This window comes from Marinifilum sp. D737 (assembly GCF_026672275.1).
Classification (GTDB): Bacteria; Bacteroidota; Bacteroidia; order Bacteroidales; family Marinifilaceae; genus Marinifilum.
Genome location: NZ_JANQCD010000007.1, coordinates 20,797 through 46,922, shown reverse-complemented (window position 1 = coordinate 46,922; position 26,126 = coordinate 20,797). Strand labels below are relative to the sequence as shown.

The 26,126-nt window shown below is 36.9% G+C and carries 21 protein-coding genes; 13 read left to right on the top strand and 8 right to left on the bottom strand.

The window, feature by feature from the left end; genetic code table 11:
- Positions 1-50 precede the first annotated feature (50 nt).
- The 5 genes from NQ163_RS06380 to NQ163_RS06360 all read left to right on the top strand — a co-directional run bounded on the left by NQ163_RS06380 (position 51) and on the right by NQ163_RS06360 (position 7,600).
- Positions 51-1,388, top strand: coding sequence for a serine hydrolase domain-containing protein (locus NQ163_RS06380; RefSeq protein ID WP_268189442.1), 1,338 nt, complete (start codon positions 51-53; stop codon positions 1,386-1,388).
- A gap of 666 nt (positions 1,389-2,054) precedes the next feature.
- Complete coding sequence (buk, locus tag NQ163_RS06375; protein WP_268189441.1) at positions 2,055-3,131, top strand: butyrate kinase; 1,077 nt, start codon at positions 2,055-2,057, stop codon at positions 3,129-3,131.
- Between the two features lie 928 nt (positions 3,132-4,059).
- Complete coding sequence (nuoE, locus tag NQ163_RS06370) at positions 4,060-4,527, top strand: NADH-quinone oxidoreductase subunit NuoE (RefSeq protein ID WP_120240307.1); 468 nt, start codon at positions 4,060-4,062, stop codon at positions 4,525-4,527.
- A 46-nt stretch (positions 4,528-4,573) separates the two neighbouring features.
- Positions 4,574-5,761, top strand: coding sequence for an NADH-ubiquinone oxidoreductase-F iron-sulfur binding region domain-containing protein (locus tag NQ163_RS06365; protein ID WP_268189439.1), 1,188 nt, complete (start codon positions 4,574-4,576; stop codon positions 5,759-5,761).
- Between the two features lie 48 nt (positions 5,762-5,809).
- Complete coding sequence (locus NQ163_RS06360; RefSeq protein WP_268189438.1) at positions 5,810-7,600, top strand: NADH-dependent [FeFe] hydrogenase, group A6; 1,791 nt, start codon at positions 5,810-5,812, stop codon at positions 7,598-7,600.
- Positions 7,601-7,706: 106 nt separating this feature from the next.
- Here NQ163_RS06360 and kdsA read toward each other — a convergent pair whose 3' ends face one another.
- From kdsA to NQ163_RS06345, 3 genes are read right to left on the bottom strand one after another with little or no spacing between them, the layout of a single operon-like run.
- The gene (gene kdsA, locus NQ163_RS06355; RefSeq protein WP_268189437.1) at positions 7,707-8,525 is read right to left on the bottom strand and encodes a 3-deoxy-8-phosphooctulonate synthase; all 819 of its coding nucleotides are present in this window, start codon (positions 8,523-8,525) and stop codon (positions 7,707-7,709) included.
- A gap of 36 nt (positions 8,526-8,561) precedes the next feature.
- A complete protein-coding gene (locus tag NQ163_RS06350; protein ID WP_268189436.1) occupies positions 8,562-9,836 on the bottom strand; it encodes a replication-associated recombination protein A in 1,275 nt (424 codons plus the stop codon).
- Positions 9,837-9,873: 37 nt separating this feature from the next.
- Complete coding sequence (locus NQ163_RS06345; RefSeq protein WP_268189435.1) at positions 9,874-11,859, bottom strand: tetratricopeptide repeat protein; 1,986 nt, start codon at positions 11,857-11,859, stop codon at positions 9,874-9,876.
- 168 nt (positions 11,860-12,027) lie between these two features.
- Here NQ163_RS06345 and NQ163_RS06340 point away from each other — a divergent pair, with 168 nt between their 5' ends.
- The 7 genes from NQ163_RS06340 (at position 12,028) to NQ163_RS06310 (ending at position 21,039) form a co-directional block, all read left to right on the top strand.
- Positions 12,028-12,738, top strand: a complete 711-nt coding sequence (locus NQ163_RS06340; protein ID WP_268189434.1) for a cytidylate kinase-like family protein — start codon at positions 12,028-12,030, stop codon at positions 12,736-12,738.
- A gap of 274 nt (positions 12,739-13,012) precedes the next feature.
- Complete coding sequence (locus tag NQ163_RS06335; protein WP_268189433.1) at positions 13,013-14,221, top strand: aminopeptidase C; 1,209 nt, start codon at positions 13,013-13,015, stop codon at positions 14,219-14,221.
- A gap of 167 nt (positions 14,222-14,388) precedes the next feature.
- On the top strand, positions 14,389-14,970 hold the full coding sequence (locus NQ163_RS06330) for a porin family protein (protein WP_268189431.1): 582 nt from the start codon (positions 14,389-14,391) through the stop codon (positions 14,968-14,970).
- A gap of 125 nt (positions 14,971-15,095) precedes the next feature.
- Positions 15,096-16,268 carry an ATP-binding protein gene (locus NQ163_RS06325; protein WP_268189430.1) on the top strand — a complete coding sequence of 391 codons (1,173 nt, stop codon included), beginning with the start codon at positions 15,096-15,098 and terminating at the stop codon, positions 16,266-16,268.
- A 99-nt stretch (positions 16,269-16,367) separates the two neighbouring features.
- The gene (locus tag NQ163_RS06320; protein WP_268189429.1) at positions 16,368-18,761 is read left to right on the top strand and encodes an ABC transporter substrate binding protein; all 2,394 of its coding nucleotides are present in this window, start codon (positions 16,368-16,370) and stop codon (positions 18,759-18,761) included.
- Between the two features lie 25 nt (positions 18,762-18,786).
- Positions 18,787-20,232 (top strand): sigma-54-dependent transcriptional regulator, encoded by a 1,446-nt coding sequence (locus NQ163_RS06315; RefSeq protein WP_268189428.1) that lies wholly within the window; start codon positions 18,787-18,789, stop codon positions 20,230-20,232.
- 291 nt (positions 20,233-20,523) lie between these two features.
- Positions 20,524-21,039 carry an LUD domain-containing protein gene (locus tag NQ163_RS06310; protein WP_268189427.1) on the top strand — a complete coding sequence of 172 codons (516 nt, stop codon included), beginning with the start codon at positions 20,524-20,526 and terminating at the stop codon, positions 21,037-21,039.
- Between the two features lie 37 nt (positions 21,040-21,076).
- On the opposite strand, the gene NQ163_RS06305 is transcribed toward NQ163_RS06310, so the two are convergent.
- Positions 21,077-21,415, bottom strand: a complete 339-nt coding sequence (locus NQ163_RS06305) for a winged helix-turn-helix transcriptional regulator (protein WP_268189426.1) — start codon at positions 21,413-21,415, stop codon at positions 21,077-21,079.
- 135 nt (positions 21,416-21,550) lie between these two features.
- Between NQ163_RS06305 and NQ163_RS06300 the strand changes: the two genes are divergently transcribed.
- On the top strand, positions 21,551-22,219 hold the full coding sequence (locus tag NQ163_RS06300) for an NAD(P)H-dependent oxidoreductase (RefSeq protein WP_268189424.1): 669 nt from the start codon (positions 21,551-21,553) through the stop codon (positions 22,217-22,219).
- A gap of 60 nt (positions 22,220-22,279) precedes the next feature.
- Here the strand turns inward: NQ163_RS06300 and NQ163_RS06295 are convergent, their stop codons facing one another.
- The 4 genes from NQ163_RS06295 to NQ163_RS06280 all read right to left on the bottom strand — a co-directional run bounded on the left by NQ163_RS06295 (position 22,280) and on the right by NQ163_RS06280 (position 26,086).
- Positions 22,280-22,891, bottom strand: coding sequence for an NAD(P)H-dependent oxidoreductase (locus NQ163_RS06295; protein ID WP_268189423.1), 612 nt, complete (start codon positions 22,889-22,891; stop codon positions 22,280-22,282).
- Between the two features lie 61 nt (positions 22,892-22,952).
- Entirely contained in the window at positions 22,953-23,516 is a 564-nt protein-coding gene (locus NQ163_RS06290; protein ID WP_268189421.1) for a YceI family protein, read from the bottom strand.
- 176 nt (positions 23,517-23,692) lie between these two features.
- The gene (locus NQ163_RS06285) at positions 23,693-24,280 is read right to left on the bottom strand and encodes a Crp/Fnr family transcriptional regulator (RefSeq protein ID WP_268189420.1); all 588 of its coding nucleotides are present in this window, start codon (positions 24,278-24,280) and stop codon (positions 23,693-23,695) included.
- A gap of 111 nt (positions 24,281-24,391) precedes the next feature.
- Positions 24,392-26,086: a beta-N-acetylhexosaminidase gene (locus NQ163_RS06280; RefSeq protein ID WP_268189419.1), complete on the bottom strand. Its 1,695-nt coding sequence runs from the start codon at positions 26,084-26,086 to the stop codon at positions 24,392-24,394.
- Positions 26,087-26,126 lie beyond the last annotated feature (40 nt).

Genomic DNA, 26,126 nt, shown 5'->3' with positions numbered 1-26,126 from the left:
TTGGAATGAGTTGTGATGTTGGAAGTGCATGTTGAACGAATATTTATTGAATGGTAATAAGAAGAATATTTTCTTTCCTTATAGTATTGTTTCTGGTCTTTTGTAACCGGAATTTTAGTTTCTCAAAACAAGGAACAAATGTCCTGGCCTTCGATAGTAGCATCGAGGCAGTATCTCACAGAATCTCAAATAATCTTTCAGAAAGTGTAGAAACAGCACGTGCTGACCGCCTAATTAAGCGATTTCTAAGAAAATGGGAAGTAGCTGGTGCAACGGTAGCAGTGGTGAAAGATCAGAAGCTTTTGTTTGCCAAAGGTTATGGATACGCTGATATTGAAAATGAAGTAAAAGTTGAACCTTCTCATATTTTTAGAATTGCCAGTGTATCAAAACTGATTACCGCCACCGCAATTATGAAATTGCAGGAAGAGGGAAAGCTAAAATTGGATGATTATGTGTTTGGAGAGCATGGAATTTTAAATGACTCTATCTATTCCAATATTAGAGACAAGAGAACCAAGCGAATTACAGTAGAACACTTGTTGAGACATTCGGCAGGTTATTCAAGTAGGTATGGCGACCCGATGTTCTTGCCATTGTCTATTGCTAAAAAAATGAAGGTGAAGCCGCCTGTCTCGGCTGAAACAACCATCCAGTTTGCCCTGTCAAGAAGATTGCATTTTACACCAGGAAGTAGAGGTGGTTATTCCAACCTGGGATATGTAATGCTTGAAAAGGTGGTGGAAAAAGCATCAGGTGAAAATTACGAAGATTATGTAAAAGCTCATGTATTGAATCCAGCAGGAGTTTTCGATATGCATTTGGGTAAAAACCTCGAAAAGGATCATTATCCGAATGAGGTGAAATATTACGAACAATCCAATGCCATTAAGATTTCAGCATTCGATGGATCAGGAAAAACAGTTTTCAGATCGAATGGAGGAAACAATATTGAAGAGCTTGGTGGCGCAGGAGGCTGGGTTGCATCAGCAGCCGAGTTGATGAAGTTCCTATTGGCTATCGATGGGGACGACGCTCATCCGGATATTCTTTCAAGCAAAAGCATTGCTTACATGACCACACCGAATAAAAATGGACAAAGTCCGATTGGTTGGAAGGGCACAAGATCCAAAACATGGTGGAGAACCGGTACATTGGCAGGATCTTCGGCATTGATGAAACATCAGGTTGGTGGATATAGCTTTGTGATCGTTACCAACTCATCTACCTGGCGTGGATCTGATTTTACAAGAGATTTGAGCGTTCTAATGAGCAGAGTGTTGAGATCAGTAAAAGAGTGGCCCAATCAAGATCTGTTCAATCACTTTGAAGCAAGGCCGGAACGAATGGCATTAGATAACTTACCAAAACATCAAGGGTGGAGCTGATTTTTATAATCAGCTTTTTTTAGCACCACATTCTATCTTTCTTCACGATTTATCGGGACAGGCACTAAAGGAGAAGAATTCCGCTTTGCAAATAAAAACAAAAGCTTTACTTTATTGCTGACTACTTCCTCTTCTCAAGGAGAGGATTGAGGTGAGGTGATTAAAAAGATCAACCACAAAGGTCCTTTTGCACTAAAGCTTCAGCCGACTAAGTCAAAAAAAAGAGCCTGTAGGGCTCAAATCTTAATAGCCTGGGGCAACGCCCCAGGTATGGTTAGATGCTGTAATTTGTCGCAACTGCCATGTTGATATGAAATGATTTGCTTATTTGCGACGGAATATGCTACTCTATTTGTTTTATGGGATTTGTTGACTGACTTTCAGATTAAAACTACCAATTATACTTCATCTGCTGACAGCTTCCTCTCCTGAAGATGAGGATTGAGGTGAGGTAATCAACTAATCAGTTATGATTCCAGTTTATTGTGTGTTTTCCCTAATGGATATTAAACGATTTTCTCAAAATGGTATTAAATTGTAACTTAAAATCAATTTTAATTGTAAATTTGCATGTAAATACTGTGTAAATCCTATTAAATTCTAATTTGGTTTGATATTTTTGCACTCAATAATTACAACTTAAACACAAACATACTTTTATAACTAATGGAAACTCGTAGAATCTTAGCAATTAATCCCGGATCAACATCTACTAAAATTGCTGTATTTCAAGGCGATAAATCAGTTTTCTTGAAAAACATCAAGCATACCGCGGAAGAATTAGCAGAATTCAATCAAATAACAGAGCAGTTCGAATTTCGTAAGAACATCATCATGAAAGAAATGGTGGATGCTGAAATTCAAATTGACCTAATTGAAGCTGTAGTTGGTCGTGGAGGATTGGTTAAGCCAATCGAATCTGGAATTTATGAAGTGAACGATCGTTTGAAGGAAGACCTAAGAGTAGGTATTCTTGGAGAACACGCAAGTAACTTAGGTGGATTGATTGCAGACAATATTGCACAATCATTGCCTAAAGCAAAGGCTTACATCGCCGATCCTGTAGTGGTTGACGAAATGATTGATGTTGCCAGAGTTTCAGGTCACCCTGAATTCCAAAGAGTATCTATTTTCCATGCTTTGAACCAAAAAGCAATCGGACGTGCATTTGCTCAATCTATCGATAAAAAATACGAAGACATCAACGTAATTGTAGCACACTTGGGTGGTGGTATCTCTGTTGGTGCTCACTTGAAAGGAAAAGTAGTTGACGTAAACAATGCATTGGACGGAGAAGGACCTTTCTCACCAGAACGTTCAGGTTCTTTGCCAACAGGAGCTTTGGCCAAGATGTGTTTTAGCGGAAAATACACCCTTGAAGAGATCAAGAAGATGATCAAAGGAGAAGGTGGATTGGTTGCGCACATGGGAACTAACGATGCTTACGAGATTGAGTTGAAAGCCAAAGATGGTGATGCAAAAGCAAAATTAATTCAGGATGCAATGTCATACCAGGTAGCCAAGTCAATTGGTGAAATGGCTGCTGTATTGAAAGGTGAAGTAGAAGGAATCCTATTGACAGGTGGTATTGCTCACAACCCTGATTTGGTAAACTACATCAAAGAGATGGTTTCATTTATTGCACCAGTAGTGGTTTATCCTGGAGAGGATGAAATGAAAGCTCTTGCAATGAACGGTTACATGGTTCTTAGAAACGAAATTGAGCCTAAAGTATACGTATAATCGAAAAGATATACCTTCATATAAAAAGCCTTCGGTAATCCCGAGGGCTTTTTTGTTTGTTAAAAAGGCAAACGAAGGGATTTCACAAAGACACAAAGGAAGAGCCTGTAGCAAGATATTGCTATGCTGAGGATGTGACAATGGTCCTGATCCCTTCTGTGAAGGTTGTGTAAGGGTATTGCGCAATGGGAAAATAGGATACGCGAATGAGTATGTACAGTTGTTATTCCTTGTATTTATACTTTTGCCAAGCAGTTTTCAAATGGAGAGGCTGAGGTTACTTTCCACGCGAAGGAATATCTCGATGTAGATGAACATAGGCGCGTTGAAAGTGATGAGTGGTTTATGATTGATCGAAAAGGAAATAGGATTGAAAAGTAATCGGTATAATTTTATCCAGTAAAATACAAGTGGAATGGTTGCATCAACTTGTATTTAATAGCAAAACAAATTAGAACCATATTTTAGAAACTGAAAACTTTAAAGTATTCATAAAGAAAGCCTTCGGATAATTACCGAAGGCTTTCTTTATGACTTTTGTCATGTTTATCATAGTTTAAAAGGAGTCTAAATACAAATTACGTATGTTCTGTGGCATTTTATGTTGAACGTATTGAAAAATTATTATAGGGGCAAACCTGCCAGAGGCCTTTTGTTTGCTGATGTTGGGGAGTTGTGGATTTCTTAAGTTAAGTTTTATTATTGTTTGTTTAGGTAATGAATTGACTGTTAAGGTTTTTAAAATAAATAGAGAAATATTTCTTTAATTTTTTTATATTCATAGTGTTATGCCATTTGTACTAAGAAGTTGGTGGTGGTATAATGCCGATATATTAATGAATCGCTTTTAGGAGTTGGTGAACTAAAAGCTAAAGCCATTAAATAATCGGTAATACTCTATTAATATTAACCCTAAAACCTACAGTGTATGGATTTTCAAGAAAAATTAGTGCATGATTTAGTTGCCAAGCATGGTACTGATCGCGAAAATTTGCTTCCAATTCTTCAAGGAGTAATTGATCAGGAAAGATACCTATCGGAGGAGGCAATTTTGAAGATTGCCAAAGAAATGAGCATACCTGCTGCTGATGTTTACGGAACGGCTACCTTCTATTCCTTCCTCGACACAGATCCAAGAGGCAAGTATGTAATTCGAGTATGCAAAACAATTACCTGTGCCATGAAAGGTAAAAACCAAATCATCCAGGCAATTGAGAACTTTTTAAAGATTAAAGTTGGTGAAACCACGATAGATAAAAAGTTTACCATTCTTCAGACCAACTGTTTGGGATGGTGTCATAAGGCGCCTGCCATGCTGGTGAACGACGATGTTTATACGGAGCTTACGCCAGAATCGGTGGTGGATATTTTAAGAGAATATCGCGAAGAAAACTAAGCAAGTATTAGATAAAGCAAAACTAACAATCTAAATACCCTTTGGTATGACAACAACTAAAAAACAACTTCATAGAATCGATCTTATCTTTAAAAATGAGCAGGATTGTAAAGAGATTCTTAGAAATGCATTGGCAAGGTCCAATCAGGAAGTAATCAATGAGATGGTGAATTCCGGTCTCAAGGGTAGAGGGGGAGCAGGATTTCCAACCGGATTGAAATGGAAATTGACTGCTGAGCAAAAAGTAGATGAGAAATTTGTGATTTGTAATGCCGACGAAGGTGAACCGGGAACCTTTAAGGACAGGGAAATATTAACCCGAGTTCCTCATAAAGTTCTATCCGGTATGGCGGTTTGTGCCAAAATTATTGGTGCAAGAAAAGGCTACATTTATTTAAGAGGAGAATATAAATTCTTGGTTCCAAATCTGAAAAAGGAGTTGAGAAGATTTCACGATATATTAGACGAATTGGGATTGGATTTCCGTGTTGAAATTTTCATGGGAAGTGGAGCATACATCTGTGGTGAGGAGAGCGCCCTGTTTGAATCAATGGAAGGCAAACGTGGGGAACCAAGGAATAAACCTCCTTTCCCAACCGAGATTGGTTATTTGAACAAACCAACGGTTATCAACAATGTGGAGACATTGGCTCATTCCTATACCATTTTAAAATATGGTGCAAAGAAATTCCGCGAACTGGGTGTGAAAGATTCTCGCGGATCAAAAGTGTTCTCAGTTTCGGGTGATACGCCAATTCCAGGTATTTATGAATTGGAGCTGGGAATGTCGGTTCAGGATTTCGTCGACGATTTTGGTGATGGTGACACCAAAGCAGTTCAGGTGGGTGGAGCCTCTGGTTTCCTTGTTCCACGTAAACGATTTGGAAAGACTTCAATTGGTTATCAAGGAAAATTAACGGGTATTTCATTACCTACGGGAGGATCGATGATGATCTTCAACTCTTCTCGTTCCATGTACAATGTATTGAACAACTACCTGGATTTCTTCGAGGAGGAATCATGCGGACAATGTACTCCATGTAGAGTGGGTTGTCAGCAACTACTAAAAGGCATTAAAGCCGTGAAACGCGGCGAGAAGCCAGCCTCTTATTTGGACCAATTGCTTAAACTTACCGATACGATGAAGTTGACAGCAAAATGCGGTTTGGGCCAGTCTGTAGCTAATTCATTCTCTTCTATTGTGGAAAATTTCCGAGAGGAAATGATTTACTAAGAAAGAGCTAATTCCAATTTATTTTAAACCATTAAAAAGAAATTTGATATGTCAAACATGGTAAATTTAACAATCAATGGAATAGCTGTAAGTGTAGAAGAGGGACAAACCATTCTCGAAGCAGCTGAAAAACTCCATATCAAAATACCAACTTTATGCTATCACAAAGACCTTTGCGTTGCAGGAAACTGTCGTGTGTGTGTGGTGGAACAGGTTGGAAACAATAAACTTGTAGCTTCATGTGCCATGCCTGTTTCGGAAGGTATGGAAATCAATACCAATACTTTAAAAGTTCGCAATTGTCGCAAGCACATCATCGAATTGTTGCTTACCGAGCACAACGAGGAATGTACCAAGTGTTATCGCAACGGGCATTGTGAATTGCAGGAATTGGCGGCTGAATACCAGATTACCAACCAGGATTTTATTGATTTGGTTCCTGATAAGAACTATACGGTTGACAGAATCTCTCCTGCATTGGAGAAGGATGATTCAAAATGTATTCGTTGTCAGCGCTGTGTTCGTACCTGTGCCGAAATTCAGAGTGTTGGTGCCATTGCAGTAGCTCACAAAGGTTCGGATATGAAGATCTCAACCGTATTCGATCGTGCTTTGGACGAGGTGGTTTGTACCAACTGTGGACAGTGTATTGTTCACTGTCCTACGGGTGCTTTAACCGAAAAATCGTATGTAGAGAAAGTTTGGGATGCCATTGCTGATCCTGATACTCATGTTGTAGTTCAAACGGCTCCTGCGGTTCGAATTGGTTTGGGTGAGGAACTGGGATTTGAACCAGGTACTCGTGTAACGGGTAAAATGGTTTCAGCTCTTCGTCGTTTGGGTTTCGATTCGGTATTGGATACCGATTTTACTGCCGACCTTACCATTATGGAGGAAGGAACCGAGTTGTTGACCAGATTGAAACGAGCATTGGTAGAGGATGATCCTGATGTTGCATTACCTATGGCAACCTCTTGTTCTCCGGGATGGGTGAAGTATATCGAGCACAAATATCCGGAATACCTACCTAACCTATCTACTTGTAAATCGCCTCAGCAAATGTTTGGTGCTTTGGCAAAAACCTATTATGCGAAAAACATTGGAGTTGATCCTCAAAATATTGTTTCTGTTTCTATCATGCCTTGTACGGCGAAGAAATATGAGGCCAATCGTCCTGAAATGAAGGATAGCGGTTACAAGGATGTTGATTTTGTATTGACTACCCGAGAGCTTGCTGTAATGATTCGTCAGGCTGGTATTGAGTTCGAAAAACTCAACGATGAATCCTTTGATTCCATGATGGGAACAGGTTCTGGTGCTGCAGTCATATTTGGTGCTACAGGAGGTGTAATGGAAGCGGCGCTTCGTACAGCCTACGAAATTGTAACCGGACGTGAGGTACCATTTGAGAACCTTGAAATTCTTCCTGTACGTGGTCTGGATGGCGTGAAAGAAGCGACCATTAAGATTGAAGGAACTGTTGATGATTGGAAGTTCCTGGAAGGTGTTGAGCTGAAGTGCGCAATTACCAATGGCCTCGAAAATGCACATCAATTAATGGACAACATCAAGAAAGGAGAAAGCTTTTATCACTTCATAGAAATTATGGCATGTCCAGGTGGTTGTCTGGGAGGTGGTGGTCAACCATATCCTGTAGATGATGAAGTTCGTTTAAAGCGAATGCAAGCAATTTACAATGAGGATAGTGATCTTCCAATCAGAAAGTCACACGAAAACCCTGAAATCGTTCAGGTTTATAAAGACTTCCTGGAAGAACCTTTAAGCCATAAATCTCACAAATTACTTCACACCACATATGTGAAGCGTGAGCAGTACTAGTAATTGGTAACTATGTGAATGAGAAAAGATCCGGCTAAAGCCGGATCTTTTGTTTTGTATGTTTTTTAGTGCTCAAAATGCTTGTAACTTGAGGCTTGAAACTGTATTAGAATTGATTGATCGTTTTTCTGATTGCAACCAATTTGGTCAACAAGTCTTCCAAATAATCAAGGTGTAGCATGTTCGCACCATCCGACTTTGCATTTGCAGGATCAGGATGTGTTTCGATAAAGATACCATCAGCACCAACTGCGATACCAGCTTTTGCTACCGTCTCGATTAGTTCAGGACGTCCACCGGTTACACCGCCAGCCTGGTTTGGTTGTTGCAAAGAGTGAGTAATGTCCAAAACAACAGGACAGTTGTTCTCTTGCATTACCGGAATACCTCTGTAATCGACAATCATATCCTGGTATCCAAACATGTTTCCTCTGTCGGTAAGAACCACTTGATCGTTACCTGATTCACGAACTTTGTTTACAGCAAATTTCATAGATTCAGCAGCTAAAAATTGGCCTTTCTTGATGTTGACAACTTTACCGGTTTTTGCAGCAGCCACCAACAAATCAGTTTGACGACAAAGGAATGCTGGAATTTGCAATACATCTACATATTCAGCAGCAATGGCAGCTTCTTCAGGATTGTGGATGTCTGTAACGGTTGGAACTCCGAAAGTATCGCTTACTTTCTTAAGGATTTTTAGTGCTTTTTCGTCACCAATACCAGCAAAAGAATCCAATCTTGAACGGTTGGCTTTGCGGTACGATCCTTTAAAGATGTAAGGAATTTCAAGTTTGTTGGTAATTTCAACAACTCTTTCGGCAATTCTCATGGCAATTTCTTCGCCCTCAATGGCACAAGGACCAGCTAAAAGAAAGAAGTTACCACTATCGGTGTGTTTAATATTTGGAATATTTTCAATCATGATATTCGGTTTTATTCATGGCAAAAGTAAGCAATTTTAGAATCTATTCTTCCACCAATTTTTTAATCTCTCCCAAATTTTTGCTTCTTGAGCATTTTGTTGTGGGATATACAAGCGTTGATTTTTAATTTCTTTTGGTAAATAATCCTGTTCTACAAAGTTACCAGGATAGTCGTGTGAGTATTTGTAGTTCTTGCCGTAATCCAAATTCTTCATCAATTTGGTAGGCGCATTTCTCAAGTGTAGCGGCACAGCCAAATTACCTGTTTCTCTCACCAATGCTTGTGCCTTGCCTATTGCAAGATAGGAAGCATTACTTTTGGGTGATGTAGCAAGGTAAATGGCAGTTTCAGACAAAATGATTCTGGATTCGGGCATTCCAACCAAATTCACGGCCTGAAAGCATGCATTGGCAAGCAATAAGGCATTGGGATTGGCCAATCCAATGTCTTCGCTGGATGAAATAACCAGTCGGCGTGCAATAAATTTTGGATCCTCACCACCTTCCAACATTCGGGCCAACCAGTATACAGCTGCATCCGGATCGCTCCCCCTGATGGATTTGATCATTGCCGAAGCAATGTCGTAATGCTGCTCCCCATCTTTATCGTACATCGATGGGTTTTCCTGAAGCTCCTTGGTCACCAACTCATTGGTGATGATGATGTCATCACTGGTTTGTGAGTTGATTACCAGTTCAAGGATGTTTAAGAGTTTTCGAGCATCACCACCCGAAAATTTTAGCAGAGCATCCTTTTCTTTGATGCTGATATTTCTTTCCTTTAGGTAACTATCGTTCTCAATGGCATGATCGATCAGGTGCTCCAATTCTTCTTTTTCCTGCGCTTTAAGCACGTAAACCTGGCATCTTGAAAGCAGTGGAGAAATCACCTCGAAAGAAGGGTTTTCAGTAGTAGCACCAATTAAGGTTACGGTTCCATTCTCAACGGCTCCCAACAATGAATCTTGCTGCGATTTGCTAAATCGGTGAATCTCATCGATAAACAGTATTGGGTTGGGAGAAGAGAAAAACCTTTGGCTCTCGGCTTTGGCAATCACTTCTCGAACATCCTTAACACCTGAGTTAACAGCCGATAAAGTATAAAATGGACGATTTAGCTGATTCGCAATGATTTTTGCCAGAGTGGTTTTGCCAACTCCGGGAGGTCCCCACAAAATGAAAGAGGAAATGTTTCCTGATTCTATCATTTTGCGTAGTACGGCTTTCTCGCCAACCAAATGTTTTTGTCCAAGATAATTGCTTAAATCTTTTGGACGCAGGCGTTCAGCTAAAGGTTGATTTGCTGTCATTTATTTTATCGTTCTATCCTGATATCAGGACAATTTTTTAATCTTGTTTGTTACAATATCGCTTGATCACATTGTATGCATCAATTAATCCAAGCTCACCAGCCTTACTTAAATCTTCGTATGCCAATGTTTTATCGTTAAGGAACAGATAAATTAGCCCACGATTGTAGTATGCTTCTTTAAAGTTAGGATCCAATTGTAAAGCCCAATCATAATCGGCAATGGCTTTTTTGAATTGTTTTGACTTGGCGTAGGCGTTAGCCCTGTTGAAAATTGCAAAACCAAAGGATGGATCCAATTGAATTACCCTGGTGTAATCTTTAATTGCGCTGGAGTAATCAACAATCACTTCGTTTTTATCCTTTTTATCATCAGGCCTTAAGCTAACCACCGATTCATTTCCTGTTCCAATGGATTGGATGTAATCGGTCATGGCTACCAATGCGTTGGCCCGATTGAAATAGGCAAAAATCTGGTTCTTATCTTTCGCCAAAGCTTTGTTAAAGTCATCAATGGCATTGTTGTATTTCTTGTCCATCAGCTGATAGGTTCCTCTATGGAAATAAGCTTTGGCCGGATCGGATTGAATTTGATTTTGTGTAGCGGCAATCTGCTTTTCAACCAATGATTTTGGATACCTTCTTAAGTGATTGGAAATGGTAAATGCAGGACTGTAATTCTGCTGCTGATTGTATTTCATGATTGTTTGATCGTAATACTGAATCTTTCCTGCACGCAAGCTATCCATGCTCAAGTGTGTAATATGAAAGTTGTCTTCCAATTCGATGTTTACACGTTTATCCTGAACTCGTCCTTTAATAATCTCTTCGGTAAATGATTCTCTGGAATTTAAGTCAATCAAACGTTGAAAGTTTTCTGTTGTATCAACAAACGCAGACATTTTGCCTTCGTTTTTCATTTTCTTGTATCTGTCGATAATCTGTAATGCATGGTGTCTATCTTTCATGGCACCTTGTTCATCATTTAAATCACGCTTTACCGATGCCCTGGCAAGGTATGCTTTGGCAAAATCAGGATAGATTCGAATGGCAGTACTAAAATCGGCCATGGCACCATACAGGTCTCCAATGTCGGTTTTTACAAATCCTCTGTTAAAATAGATTAACATGTTGTCAGGATTCATTTCCAATACATTGTTGAAATCATCAATTGCTGAATTGTAGTCTCCAATTTCGGATTTTAACAAGGCTCTGTTGTAGTAACAGTGAGCATTGTTAGGGTCAATTTCAAGCACTTTGTTGTAATCGTCCATGGTGCCCTTTAAATCTTTTAAGCGGTAATTTGCGAAAGCTCTTGCCATAAGAACCCTTGTATTCTCTGGTTCAAGTTTTAAAGCACGGTTGTAATCCTTTATGGCTTCGTCGTAATCTTCTTTTTTGAATTTCAGATACCCTCTGTTTCCAAAGGCATGGGCCGAGAAGTTATTCAATTGAATGGCTTTGTTACAATCTTTTATTGCACCATCAATATCATCCAGATTTTCACGTGCAATGGATCGATTTAAATAAACGCCCAATATTTCCGGATCAATTTGAATGGCTTTGGAATAATTTTCTTCGGCACTTTTGTATTGTTTTAAGGACAGCAAGCTATTGCCCTTGCTAAAATAGATATCTGCCATATTGGGTTTTAGCAACATGGCCTTATTAAAATCAATGATCGCATCCTGAAATCGTTTAAGTGCATTTTTGGCAATTCCCCTGTACAGAAAAGCAAAAGTGTAATTGGGATTCATTTCAATGGCTTTGGTATAATCAACAATTGCACCATTGTAATCCTCAAGGTGAGATTTTGCCAGTCCCCGAAAGAAATAAGGTTCAGGTAAATATGGTTTTACCCTGATGATGTCGTTGAATTTATTGATTGCCTCGGTGTAATCATCAAAATAAATTGCACTTCTACCTTTATCGAAAATATTGTTGGTGTTTAATTGTGCCTTTAAAACTATAGGACAGGATAATATAATCAGAGTGATAATAAGCTGAACAAATCTATTGCGCATTGTATTCTTTTTTGGTGAGCTTGAGTTATGAATTACAAATTTATAAAAATAAAAAAACCTTCTTTTAAATAATCACTCTATATAACAAGAACCGAGCCATTTCATTTTTATATGTTCTTAAAATATCTTAAATTATAAAGAGATAAACTAACTAATTTGGAGGTGGATATGGACAATATTTTGTTAAAATACATGGAAAAAAGGTATGAATCAAAAATTATCGATCCTAAAAAGGAGATGTTTTGTGAAGGACCTGTTGTTACCATCTCTCGTGAGTGCGGATGTACAGCAATTAACATTGCAAATAGCTTGGCGGCAAAGCTAAGTGTAAAGACCGGAAAGAGATGGACTGTTTTGACCAAGGAAATTCTTGAGCGATCGGCAAAGGAATTAAATTTGGATCCCGCTAAAATTGAATATGTTTTTAATTCTATGGAAAAATCAACATGGGATGAAATTCTGGCAGCTCTGTCGAGTAAGTATTATCAAAGCGATAGAAAAATTAAAAAGACAATTGCCGAAGTGGTAAGGTCGTTTGCATGCAAAGGCAACTGTATTATTATCGGTAGAGGAGGCGTGGTGCTAACCAATGATATCGAAAGATCTTTTCATGTAAAACTGCATGCTCCTTTGGAATGGAGGGCTTCCCAGTTGCAGAAAATTTACAAGCTAAGCATGGAAGAAATGCGTAAATATGCAGAAGAAATTGATAAGAAAAGAGAAATTCTGAGAAATTACTTTAACAAAGAGCCATTGCCAGCAACTGTTTTTGATGTCATATACAATTCAAAGAATCTACGTGAAGAGGATATTGTAGATTCTTGTATGGACCTGATGGCAAAAAAAGGAGTGTTGGGAAAGCAAATTGTAATGGGGTAAATCAGCTTATTAATTCAAGAAATAAAATGAGAGTACTGCTTGGGCATGCTCTCTTTTTTTATAGGGAAAACCAGAAAAATAAAGGGTTTGTCTAAAACATGTGTTAAACTGACAATAGTTCTTGTTTAAGGATTTGCTTTTGCTAATTTTGCAAGCGTTTGAATACATTATAACAAAATACATAAATGTTTGTTACCGATTGATAAATAGTATAATAGGGAGTTGATCGGTGTTGGAATCTTATTCCAAATGAACACAATAAAATTATTGACACATGAAACTAAAATTCTTAAGCGTTGGACTTTTAGCAGCAGGATTGGCTTTTTCGGCTTCTGCTGGAGTGAAAAAAGATGAGAAGAAAAAAGAAGCATATCAGTTTTCTGATATCAAAAGATTACCTGCAACATCTGTAAAAGATCAGCACAGATCAGGAACATGTTGGTCATTCTCCGGATTGTCATTTATCGAGTCGGAAATGATTAGAATGGGGAAGCCAGAGGTAGATTTGTCTGAAATGTTCGTAGTATACAACTGCTATTCAGATAAAGCGAAAAGACATGTTAGAATGCATGGTAATTTCAACTTTGGTGGCGGTGGAGCCTTCCACGATGTCACTTATGTGTTGAAAAACTACGGTATCGTTCCTGAAGGAGTTTACGAAGGATTAAATTATGGCGAAGAAGGACATACTCATGGTGAGTTGGATGCTGTTTTGAATGACTACGTTACTGCTGTAATCAAGAACAGAAACAAAAAATTAACTCCAGTTTGGCACAAAGGTTTCGATGGTATTCTGGATTCTTATTTGGGAGAGAAGCCAGAGAAATTTGAGTACGAAGGAGAAGAGTATACTCCAAAGTCATTTGCTAAGGATTTTGTAGGTGTGAATGCTGATGATTATATCGAAATTTCATCATACACTCACCACCCATTCTATGAAAAATTCATTATCGAAGTTCCGGATAACTGGTTGTGGGATGAGGTTTACAACGTGCCATTGAATGAAATGATGGAAATCATGGAGAAAGCAATCATGGATGGTTATACCATTGGTTGGGCTTCTGATGTAAGTGAAAAAGGTTTCATGTACAGAAAAGGTATTGCTATTGTTCCTGAAACTGAAACTAAAAACATGACAGATTCTGAAATTTCAAAATGGGAATCTCTTTCAAAAACTGAAAAAGCTGCTAAATTAAGCGGTGATGCAGGTCCTGTTAAAGAGAAAGAAATCACTCAGGAATTGCGTCAGATTGCATACGATAACTACACAACTACTGATGACCACGGTATGCACATCGTAGGTATTGCTAAAGATCAGAAAGATAACAAATACTTTATCGTGAAGAACTCATGGGCTGATGATAGCAACAAGTACAACGGATACTTTTATGCTTCATTCCCATTCGTAGCATACAAAACCATGTCTTTCATGATTCACAAAGATGCTTTGTCGAAAGAAATGAAAAAGAAATTGGGATTGTAATTCCATCATAAAAAAAATAAACCCGGCTTTGAGTCGGGTTTTTTTGTATCCATTCGGTTTATTTAGTAGTATATATTATATTTTATAACATTTATCATTTTAAATTAACGATTAATGTTAAAAAAACTATTAAATTAGTATTTCTAAAAATTGAAAATTATTTAACTATGAAGAAATTAATCTTATTAGCAGTGATCTGTTTGTTCAGTTCTGCATTATTTGCACAATTGTCGTCTCCTGTAAATTTTGGTTTACATGCTGGTTTGGTAAATACCAAAGCTAATGCCGATTTAGGAGGATTATCGGGAATTAAAGAAAAAGCTGATAATGGAATGATGATAGGTGCTTTTTTAAGAGTTAACTTAAACAAGTGGTATTTACAACCAGAATTAAATTATGTGACTAGAAATTCTAAGGTTGATGTTGTTAATGAATCTTTTGATTTTAAGACTAAAAGTCTTGATGTGCCTATTTTGTTAGGATATAAAATTATTAAGTTACCAGCTTTTAAACTAAGAGCTTTTGCGGGGCCTGTAGCTTCTTTTACGATTGATGATAATGTTAAGAGTACTGTGGAAGGTGCTATTGATAGTGATTTCAAAGGAGCTGTATGGAATGGTAAATTCGGAGCTGGTATTGATGTTTGGAAATTGACTTTAGATGTAGATTACGAAGTTGGATTTTCTGATGTTGCAGAGCAATTAAAGCAAAATATGGTAAATGTTACTGTTGGATTTAAATTGTTCTAAACAGATCATATAAAAGAATTGAAACTGCTGAAATTATCAGCAGTTTTTTTTGTCTTTATTTTTTAGATTTTATTTATTTGAATGATAAAGAGATAAATTTGTAGTCGACCAAACCACGACCTAAAATGATTTTACCTTCTGACACCAAAATTTCATTGTTAAGGAAATTAGATTTCCTGGCAGAACAGGATGAAAAAGTTTTTGCTTACCTGTCTGAAATTGTAGAAATTAAGAATGTACCTGCTGGTGATTGCATTTTTACCATAGGTGATCCTGGAGGAGCAGTGTATGTAATTGCAGAAGGTTGTGTTCAAATTCACGATGAGGATCATATTTTTATTGAATTGGACAAGAAAAGAAGTTTTGGAGAGTATGCCTTAATTGATACGGATACTCGGTCGGCCTCGGCTAAAGCCAAAGTAGATAGTGTTTTGTTGCAATGTACACAAGCGAATTTGAAAGAGGTTGAGCTTAAATTCAATATTAAAATTATTGATACGGTTCTGATTCCATTGCAGAATATTAGAAAGCGTATGATGGTGAAGGATCAGTTGGAGGAAGAGTTGACTCGCCAGAAGGTGATGATCGAAAGGCAAAGAAAAGAACTGGAAAGATTAAATGCAACCAAGGATAAATTTTTTTCCATTATTGCACATGATTTAAAAAATCCTTTTGCATCATTAATTGGAGCTTCTGATTTTTTGGTAAACAGCTCCAGCGAGCTAAGTAAAGAGCAACTTCATAATTTTCATGAAATCATTAATCAATCAGCCAGAAGGGGATACAAATTGTTGGAAAACCTTTTGGAATGGGCCCGAATGCAAACCGGTAATATCAAATTTAAACCTAAAGAGGTTGATTTATGGAATTTGGTAAACGAAGTAGTTAATTTACTAACCGGAAGTGCAGAGCACAAAGAAATTTGTTTGTCCGCAGAGATTGATGAAAACCTTAAGGCTTTTGTTGATGAGAACATGATTGATACTGTATTGCGAAACCTGGTGAGCAATGCAATAAAATTCACACCTCGAGGAGGTGTAATTAAAGTCAGTTCGCAGGTGCTAGATCAATTTATTGAAATTACAGTAGCTGATAACGGAATAGGAATTACACCAGAAAATATTAGCAAATTGTTTAAGATTGATGAGAAGGTAAGCAAGAATGGCACAGAAAATGAATCAGGAACCGGACTTGGCTTAATTCTTTGTAAAGAGTTTGTGGAGAGGCATGGTGGAGAGATGAGAGTTGAAAGTGAATTGGGCAAGGGAAGTAAATTTATTTTTACGATTGCTGTTTGATAACCTCTTTAAAACTTCTGCGTAACATCTTAGCATCGGCCTAAAATGTTCATATTTCACTTATATTGGGCAAGTGTTTCTTATCAATTCAAATACGATATGAGGTGTTTACGCAATTTATTAATCATTTTTTTTCTGTTTAGTTCAATTATTGCTTATTCAAATGGCAGGAAAAAAATACTCGTTCTTCATTCCTATCATCAAGGTTTGCGTTGGACCGATAATGTAAATCTGGGTATTCAATCAGTTATGGATTCCGTTGGGAATAAATACGAGCTTGATTACGAGTATCTTGATACCAAAAGAAATCCATCTCCCGAATACCTTGAGAAGCTAATTGAATTGTATGATTTGAAGCTGATGAAGGAAAATTATGATGCAATTATTGTGTCCGACAATAATGCACTCTCCTTTGTTCGCAATCATGGGGACAAATACTTTAAGAATACTCCTGTTATTTTTTGTGGAATCAATCATTTTAAAGATGAAATGATTGAAGGAATGCAAAATATAACTGGTGTTGCCGAAGAGGTTGACTGGGATGGAGTAATTGACCTGATTCTAACAACAAGACCCAATACCAAACAACTTGTTGTAATCAATGATAATATAACTACAACGGGAAAACTCAACAAGTTATCCATGGTTGATATACAAAAAAAGTATAAAGATCAATTGGAGTTTATCTATTACGAAGATAAAACCATAGATGAATTGGTGACCGATGTAAAGAAAGTAAAAGGTGATACATCTATTTTGTTGCTTACTTTTAACAAAGATAAACAAGGCAAGTTTATCAGCTTTCAGGATAATTTGGATCTGTTGATTCCTGCCAGTAAAGTTCCGGTTTATATTGTATGGTCATTCTATGTTAACGATGGTGTAATTGGAGGGAAAATTGTAAAAGGAAGTTTTCATGGCGAGATGGCTGCAAAAATGGTAGATAATATTCTAAGTGGAACTCCTATTGATTCTATTCCCATTTACAGAGAACCACTGGATCAATATGTTGTAAACTACAATGAAATAAAACGATTTAATATTGATGATGGCGTTTTGCCAAAGGGAACATTTCTTCGAAACTCGCCTCGATCTTTTTATAGTGAACACAAGGAGTGGGTTCATATTGTTCTGGGAATTTTATCAATTTCTACCATTATTATTGTAGTTCTATCGAGAGCAATTATCAGGAGAATAAGAGCAGAACGCGCTTTAATCAAAGAAAAAGAAAGGTTAAAAATATCTGTCAAGCATGAACGATTACTTGGTATAATTGGGCGTTTGCTGAATGCTTCTTCGGATTTTAAACATGTTTTGGACGATGTGTTAAAATTGATGACAGAGGAATTGAATGTGGCTAGAATTAGTCTTTTTTCGATTCAATCCTCCGATGATTCTGCGGTGAAAATTAAAAGTAGAATCTCTACCAAAGGGAAAAATATAAAGGATGTTGATCAGTTCTATTTTTCAGAACTAGAGGATGTTATTACACGTTTGCAAAAGCATAGAAGTATCGTTTCGAATGATCTTTCTAACCTTGGGGATAAGGAGAGAGAATACTATCGAAAAAGAAATATCAAGTCGGTAGTAATTTTACCAGTGGTTGTTGAGAAAAAAGTGCTTGGCCTTATGGGATTTTCTCAAAATCAACAATATAAGTGGTCAAGAGATGAAATATCTATCTTTCTAAGTACTGTCAATATGATTGCCAATGCATGGGAGCGAAATTCGTTGATGGAAGCAAGAATTAAGGCAGAACAAAAAAATTTGGATGCCATTCGATTATTGGAAGAATCATCACGTTTGGCCTCAATTGGAGTTATGGCAGCAGGGATTACCCATGAAATTAATCAGCCATTAAATGCCATAAAAATTACCGCAGATAGTGTATTGTTCTGGCAAAAAAGAAATCCAGGGGAGCTGCCTGAGATGTTTACCCGAAAAATTAAAACAATATCTGAAGGAACCGAGCGAATTGATTCCATTATTAAACATATGCGTAAATTTTGGGAGAAACCAAGAGATATTGGAAGCGAAACGGTGGACATGTTAAGTGCGGTTAATAGTGCTTTATCATTAGTGGAAAGACAAGTTTATGACCACAGTATTGAGTTACAAAGTGATTTGCCTACAGAGGAGATTTTAGTGCATTCCAATTTTATACAGTTTGAGCAAATTGTTGTTAATTTGATTGTAAATTCGATTCATTCGCTGGATAAGGTGAAAAAGGAATCCAAACGAATTTTAATCAGGTTGAGTAAGGACAAGCAATATGGAATTTTTGAAATCCATGACAATGGAACAGGAATAGATGAAGAAATTCAAGAAAAAATCTACGATCCCTTGTTTACAACCAAAGGACCTGAATCAGGAAGTGGCTTAGGAATGGCCATCGTAAAATCTTTTATCGATCGATTTCAAGGAGACATTTCCAACTATAACAATGCCGATGGAGGAGCTAGCTTTATCGTTAAATTTAAATTACAAGAGTAAGTTTTCTATATAAAACCTATTAATCATGAGGATATTAATTGTTGATGATGATATTTCCAGTGGTGCTGCAGTTGCCGAATTCATTGAGGAGCAATTGGGACATCAGATTAGTTTATGCCATAATGGAGAGGAAGCGTTAAGATTAATGCAAACGGAAGATTATCGAATGGTAATATCCGATATGAGAATGCCTGGAATTTCGGGTTTGGAATTGTTGAAGAGAATAAAAAGTACACAAGAAGGCAAAGCAATTGAGGTTGTTATTATGACTGGCTTTGGCGATATGGAAACTTCCATTGAAGCTTTACGGGGAGGGGCTTATGATTATTTACTTAAGCCTGTAAATATTGAGGAATTGGCAATACTTATTGAAAGGGTTGCCGAGAATATTCGATTGAAGACTGAAAATCGGGATTTAAAGGAAAATTTCGAAAGAGAGATTACTTCCGTTAAAAAAGATGAGGCAGAGAGAATTAATTATTACGAAACTACCATTAGAGAAATTACTTCGGTAGGTAAAATTGGTGTGTTTTCGGATGCCATGCGTGGAGTAGTTCGTATGGCAGAGCAATTTCATGAAGATCGATCGGTTCCTGTATTGATTGAAGGCGAAACAGGTACTGGTAAGGAGGTAATGGCAAGATTGGTTCATTTCGGTCAGGAGTCAGATACCTTGAAACCTTTCATCTCGATAAACTGTTCGGCAATTTCGCCAACCTTATTCGAGAGTGAGTTATTTGGTTATGCCGACGGAGCTTTTACTGGTGCAAAAAAGGAAGGTAAACCAGGTAAATTGGAATTGGCACAAGGAGGAACATTATTCCTCGACGAAATTGGAGAAATGCCTCTGGACATGCAACCAAAATTGTTGAGAGTACTGCAGCAAAAAGAGATGTATCGTGTTGGTGGTAGTCAGGCCATTGATTTGGATGTACGTATTATTTGTGCAACCAATCGGAATTTAAAGGAAATGGTTTCGGAGAAGACCTTCCGAAGCGATTTGTATTACCGATTGAATACTGGCCGTTTATATATTCCATCTTTAAAGGAACGAAAAGAAGCTATTCTGTCGTTTTCACAGATATTTTTGGATCAATATGCAAAGAAGAGAGGACGTAAATTTAAGTTCATCAGCAAAGAAGCTCAATCGATATTGAAGGATTACGATTGGCCAGGAAATATTCGAGAACTAAAAAATACTATCGAAAGAGCGACTCTCCTGTATAATGATATCGAATTAAAACCCGAACACATTAGATTTCTTCAGGCAGAAGATGAGGAGATTGCAGCAGGTGATCAGCCACTTATTCCAGGACGAATTATACTGCCGGAAAATGAACTTCATATTGAGCAATTGGAATTGGAAATTGTAAGGAAGGCTCTAAAAAAATTCGATAACAACAAATCTAAAACTGCGGAATATTTAGGAATAACCCGAAGTGCACTTCGTAGCAGAATGAATAAATTGTAGCGTTTTTAAACTTTCTTAAAATGTGAAAAAAATCCACAGTCGTGGAGAAAATTCACACTTTTAAATCAGCAACAAATGTGCAATTTGGCCCGAATGTGCAAATTTGCCACAAGCTTAGAGTTATGTGTGCAGAATTGAACACTTTTGATGTGAAAAGACAGAAGGGGTCTTGGTTGTTAATATGCAGTATATCAGCGGTGTAACAAAACTTTAGTTTTCTTAACTTTTAGAATCATTCTTTGGCATTCCTTTTGCCTTTTAGATGGTAGTTTTAATTAAAATCTAAAAGGTATGGAAGTCAGAACATTTACACAGAAGCAAAATTTATTTTCGACAGAAAACAGGAGAGACCTTTTGGATTCATTTTTAGCGAATTCAAACCAATTGGGAAATGACTCTCTTAAAGTAGATCAGGAATTATTTATTGAAGCGGCAAGCAAGGAAAACGTTCAGTTTGAATTTATTCGCTTGAATAGTATTGACCTGCACAAAAAGTCATTTGAGATTAGTAATGCTAAAAATGCAATAATTGAAGCAGAATATGCTATTGCTGATTCGGGAAAATTGATTATTGATACTCAGGATTCAGATCAATTGTTGACCATATTCTTGGCAGAAACCTTACACATTATTGTTCCTTCAAGTAAAATCTTACTCTCAATGGATGATTTGGAATTAATTAAAGGGAAAAAAGCCATTGATGTTGGCAGAGGCATTGCTAGTTTAACAAGTTCTGGCAGCAATAAAGGCTTAAGTTTTTCATCCAAATTAATTAAGACTTTGGTTTATGTAATAGAAGATTTATAAAATATGGGGCGAATGATTATTCGTCCTTTTTTTAATTTTATATCTTCTCTTTTTCCATCTGCGTGCGCCCCCAAGCACCAATATGCTCTATAAATGGAATCAATTCTTTTCCCGTTTCGGTAAGCGAATACTCTACTTTGGGTGGAACAACAGGATATACTTTACGATTAAGCAGGTTATCTTCCTCCAACTCGCGCAAAGTTTGGGTTAACATCTTTGATGTAATATTCTGAACCATTTTTTTTAGTTCTCCATACCTCAATACATTATTTTGCTGATAGATGTACCAAAGAATACGAGCTTTGTGTTTACCACCTATTCTTCTAAACGCATAATCTAAAGCACAAATTGGAGCATCTGATTTTTTTTTAGTCATATTTAAATTTCTTGTGGTTGATAATAGCTTGATATTCAATAAAAGTATCTAAAAGTATACTATGTATGGAAAAAGTATGTACTTGATGCGAAGGTATATATAAGATATTTTTGAAGCAAGAAAAATTAATGCCGTATGAAAGAAAAAAAAGAAGAAATATTGAAAGCGCATGCATATCGTCGCGCAATAAAAGTTTTTGAAGAGGATCAGAAAATCTCAGATGATGATTTCGAATTTATTCTTGAGGTCGGAAGACGTTCTCCAAGTTCATTTGGATGGGAGCCTTGGAAATTTATTGTAGTACAAAATAAAGAACTACGTGAGAAATTGTCAGAACCTAGTTGGGGAGCACAAAAGCAATTGGCTTCGGCAAGTCACTTTGTTATTCTTTTGGCTCGTAAAGGAGATGAAATGCGTGTTGGATCGGAATATCTAAAATACAAATCGCAAGAGGTGGATAAACTTCCAGCTGATATTGAAGAGATGAAGTTAAAATTCTTTGGCAACTTTATGGATAATGAGTTCGACTTAACAGATGATCGTAAAATTTTTGACTGGGCTTGTAAACAGGTGTATTTGCCATTTGCAAATATGATGACAGCTGCGGCTCAAATTGGAATTGATTCTTGTCCAATTGAAGGTTTCGACAGGAGCAGGGTTGAAGAAATTTTAGTTGACGAAGGAATTGTTGATACCACCAGGCTTGGTGTGGCAGCAATGGTAGCCTTTGGCTATAGAAAAGAGGATTCTCCCTTTCCTCAATCACGTTTTCCGATGGAAGAAATTGTTGAGTGGGTGAAGTAAAGCATTAAAAGGGAGATGTTTTTAACATCTCCTTTCTATAATCATTTTTTTTCTGGTGGATTATATGTTCCAGTTTTGAATTATCTGATCAATTTCTTGCTTTGCATTTGCGAATTCAGATTCGATGTTGTCAGGATTTCCGCTACTGGCATGAACAAAGCCGTAATCTTTAATGCCCATAAAGTCGAGTTCTATTTTTAGAAGGGTTTTTACATTGTCTAAAAATTCATAATCCCCCAGGTATTTACCTGCACTGGTGTAAAGTGTTACAAATTTCATTTTATCCATTAATCCAAGGGGAGTTCCATTTTCATATTTGAATACTTTACCGCTTTGCATGATCGCATCTAAATATACTTTTACGATTCCGGGCAATGAAAAATTGTGCATAGGAAGAGCTAGTACTACCAAATCAGCATTTATAAATTGTGCATTTAGGTCATCCAGTGGTTTTATAGCTTCTGATTCTTTTGAATCAAGTACCATTCCACCAAAGTTTCTTTTGGCATAAGCACCTAAAGTAAGCTCATCGAAATATTTTGGAGGCGATTTAAGCAAGTCAACTTCCCTAATATTGTGTTTTGTACTTAAATTTTCCAGAAAGTGGTTTAATAAACCAAGAGTATTTGATTTACTACCTGATGGTAGGTATTTTACGATTAAAATATTCATGATATTTTGCTTTTTTATTAGAATCGCATGGGATAAATCCCATGCTTGCCGTGATGAGGAATTAAATGATAAGTGTAATGTCAAGAGTGAAAATATCGCCAATTGCCTTATCGCCTAAGTTGTCGAAGAATGAATTGGAACCATAACGAACATCAAATTTTGAACGGTCAACCTTAATTTGTGCGGTATAGCTGTTTCCACCTTTAAAAACATCAAAGCTTAAGCTTTCCGTTTTGCCTTTAATGGTAAGTTGTCCGGTAACTTTAGCCTTGCCATTTGTAAATTTTGTTGCTTTGTTGATCACAAACTTCGAGTTAGAATATTTTTCAACACCAAAGAAATCATCTGACTTTAAATGGCCAACTAATTTTTGATTGTATCCCTGGTCTTCAATATCAGTAACGGTAATGCTGTTCATGTCCATTACGATTTCACCGCCAACAATTTGATCACTCTTTAAAGAAAGGAATCCATGTTCAATTTTGATTTCTCCCTTATGAGATCCACCAATTTTGGTTCCGGTCCATTTAACTTGAGATTCATTAATCTTAACTTGGTTTTTTTGTGCAAAAACCGAGATGCCAGTTACAAACAATAGCACCAATAATAAACTTAACTTTTTCATGACTTTTAATTTATTTGTTGTATTAAAATTGTATTCTTCTGATTTGAATATCTTTTAATACAAAGGTAAAAGCATGAAAACTTGAAGTACTTGACCTGTGTTAAGAAATAAAATTGACCTATGTCAAGTGAAGTTTAAAAAAAAATAGATAATAGGGTATTGTAAAATCTGGAAGTTTACTGATTATTTTTCTTTCTGATTCGACTAAGGCTTTCTGGTGTTATACCAAGATATGAAGCAATATAGGTAAGAGGAACCCTTTGAAACATATCGGGATGCTCCTTTAGCATGTCCTTGTATCTGTCGATAGCCGGTTCCCACATATTAGCATTTAAACGCTTTAGGGTGTTTACATAGGCCTTTTGAAAAAGAATTCTAAAGTAACGATCAAAAGCAGGAACTTCATCATACAATTGATCCAATCGATCTTTCGAAATGCGAATGTATTGAGTGTCCTCGAGTGCTTCTATATAGTATTTAGAAGGTTTCTGACTGAAAAAACTTTCCAAATCACCAGCCCAATTGTTATCAAATCGAATGTGATAAATATGTTCTACTCCCTTGTCATCTATATAGTAGGTGCGTATACATCCTTTTACAATAAAATAATTGTATTTGCAAATTTCTCCCGGAACTAAAAGGTCTTTTTTCTTTCTGATACTGGCTTGTTCGAATGCAGATAAAATAGCGGATTCATCATCCTTAGTGATGTTCACCCATTTCTTAACGTAGTAGATCAGTTTGTTTTCTTCAGGAGTAGTCATTGCAATTGATTTCTTTCTTGAACTTTAAAAATATATGTGAGAGTTGAATTATGCAAGAAGGCAACTTCCATAATTGGAAATTGCCTTCTTATTTATTCTTTTATTTGGAGTTTACTCTTTGTTTTCGAAAACATGCTTGGCGTAATTAAAACCCAATTCGTCATACTTTTTTCTGAAAGTGGATAATCTCACTTTAAAATCATCCCAGTTTTTCATTTTTTTCTGCGACCACAATGATTCCGAAAGGGCTGTTAGTCGTGGTAAAAGCATATACTCGGCGTACTCTTCAGTTCCGATGTATTCTGTCCATAAATTTGCTTGTCCTCCCAAAATGTATTTGTGTTTACTTGCTTCCAGTTCATCCGGAGTAGGATCGAAAGAATATACCTTTTCGACAGGAAGAAAACCACCAATTGCAATGGGTTCATTTGTTCTGTCTTTGGCCTGATAATGATCAAAGTAGCAATGGGAATTTGGCGACATGATCACATTGTGATCTGCATTAGCTGCTTCAATTCCTCCTTTATTGCCTCTCCACGACATTACCGTAGCATTTGGAGCCAAACCTCCTTCCAGAATTTCATCCCATCCAATGATATTTTTTCCTTTGCTGTTTACAAACCTCTCTATTCGTTGGATGAAATAACTTTGTAATTCATGCTCATCCTTTAAGCCGTGCTCTTTTTTTCTTTTCTGACAAAGAGGACACCTTTTCCAGTTTCCTTTTGGACATTCATCGCCACCAATGTGGATGTATTTCGAAGGGAACAATTCAATTACTTCACTTAAGATATTCTCCAGAACTTCAAAGGTTTCTTCTTTTCCTGCGCAATAAACATCATCATATACACCCCATGATTCCTGTACAATTTTAGGTTTGCCATTTCTTTGAGCTTCTTTTGCTCCTTTGGAAATCATGCCTTTTGGAACAATGCTTTTTTCTTTCGGGAAACAGCTAAGGAATGGATAGGCTGCAATCGCAGCACTACTGTGACCCGGAAGTTCAATTTCAGGAATTACAGTAATGTGATTTTTTGCTGCATAAGCAATAACTTCCTTCACTTCTTCCTGAGTATAATAGCCACCATATTTTAGGTTGTCATTTTCGCTTCCTGGATAATTGCCCACAATGGTTCCGTTTCTCCAGGCACCTACTTCAGTTAGCTTTGGATATTTCTTGATTTCGATTCGCCAGCCTTGATCTTCGGTCAAATGCCAATGAAATGAATTCATTTTGTGCATTGCCAAAATATCAATATATCGTTTGATAAAATTTACCGGAAAGAAATGACGGGCTACATCCAAGTGCATGCCTCTGTATGCATATCTGGGAGCATCAGTAATAAGAGTAGCGGGAATACTGGCAATTTCAGATTCACTTTCGCACAACGCTTTTTTTTGAATAAGTTGACGTAAACTTTGTATGCCGTAGAATACACCTTTTGCAGTTTTACCACTAATTTTAACTTTATTGTAATCAACCGATAACATATAAGCTTCGTCGGATTCCAATGAAGAATCGATGATCAAATTGATATTGCCTTTAGTATTCTTATCTGTAAATTGGATTTCCTTTCCTGTTGAAAGAGATAAAATCTCGGCAAGATATTGTGCTTCGACTTCCAGATCTTTATCAGCTGTTACTTTTGTGTTTTGATCGATAATAAACCGACCATTTTTAACTTGTATATCAATTGGCTTCGGAATAATGGCATAATCCTGATCAGAATTTACGTAATCCTTCATTTTATTATTGCACGATGCTAGAGTAAAAATACATGCCAATGTTAATAGTAGATTCTTCATGCTTATCATCTATAAGATTGAATGGTAAAATATCATCCTT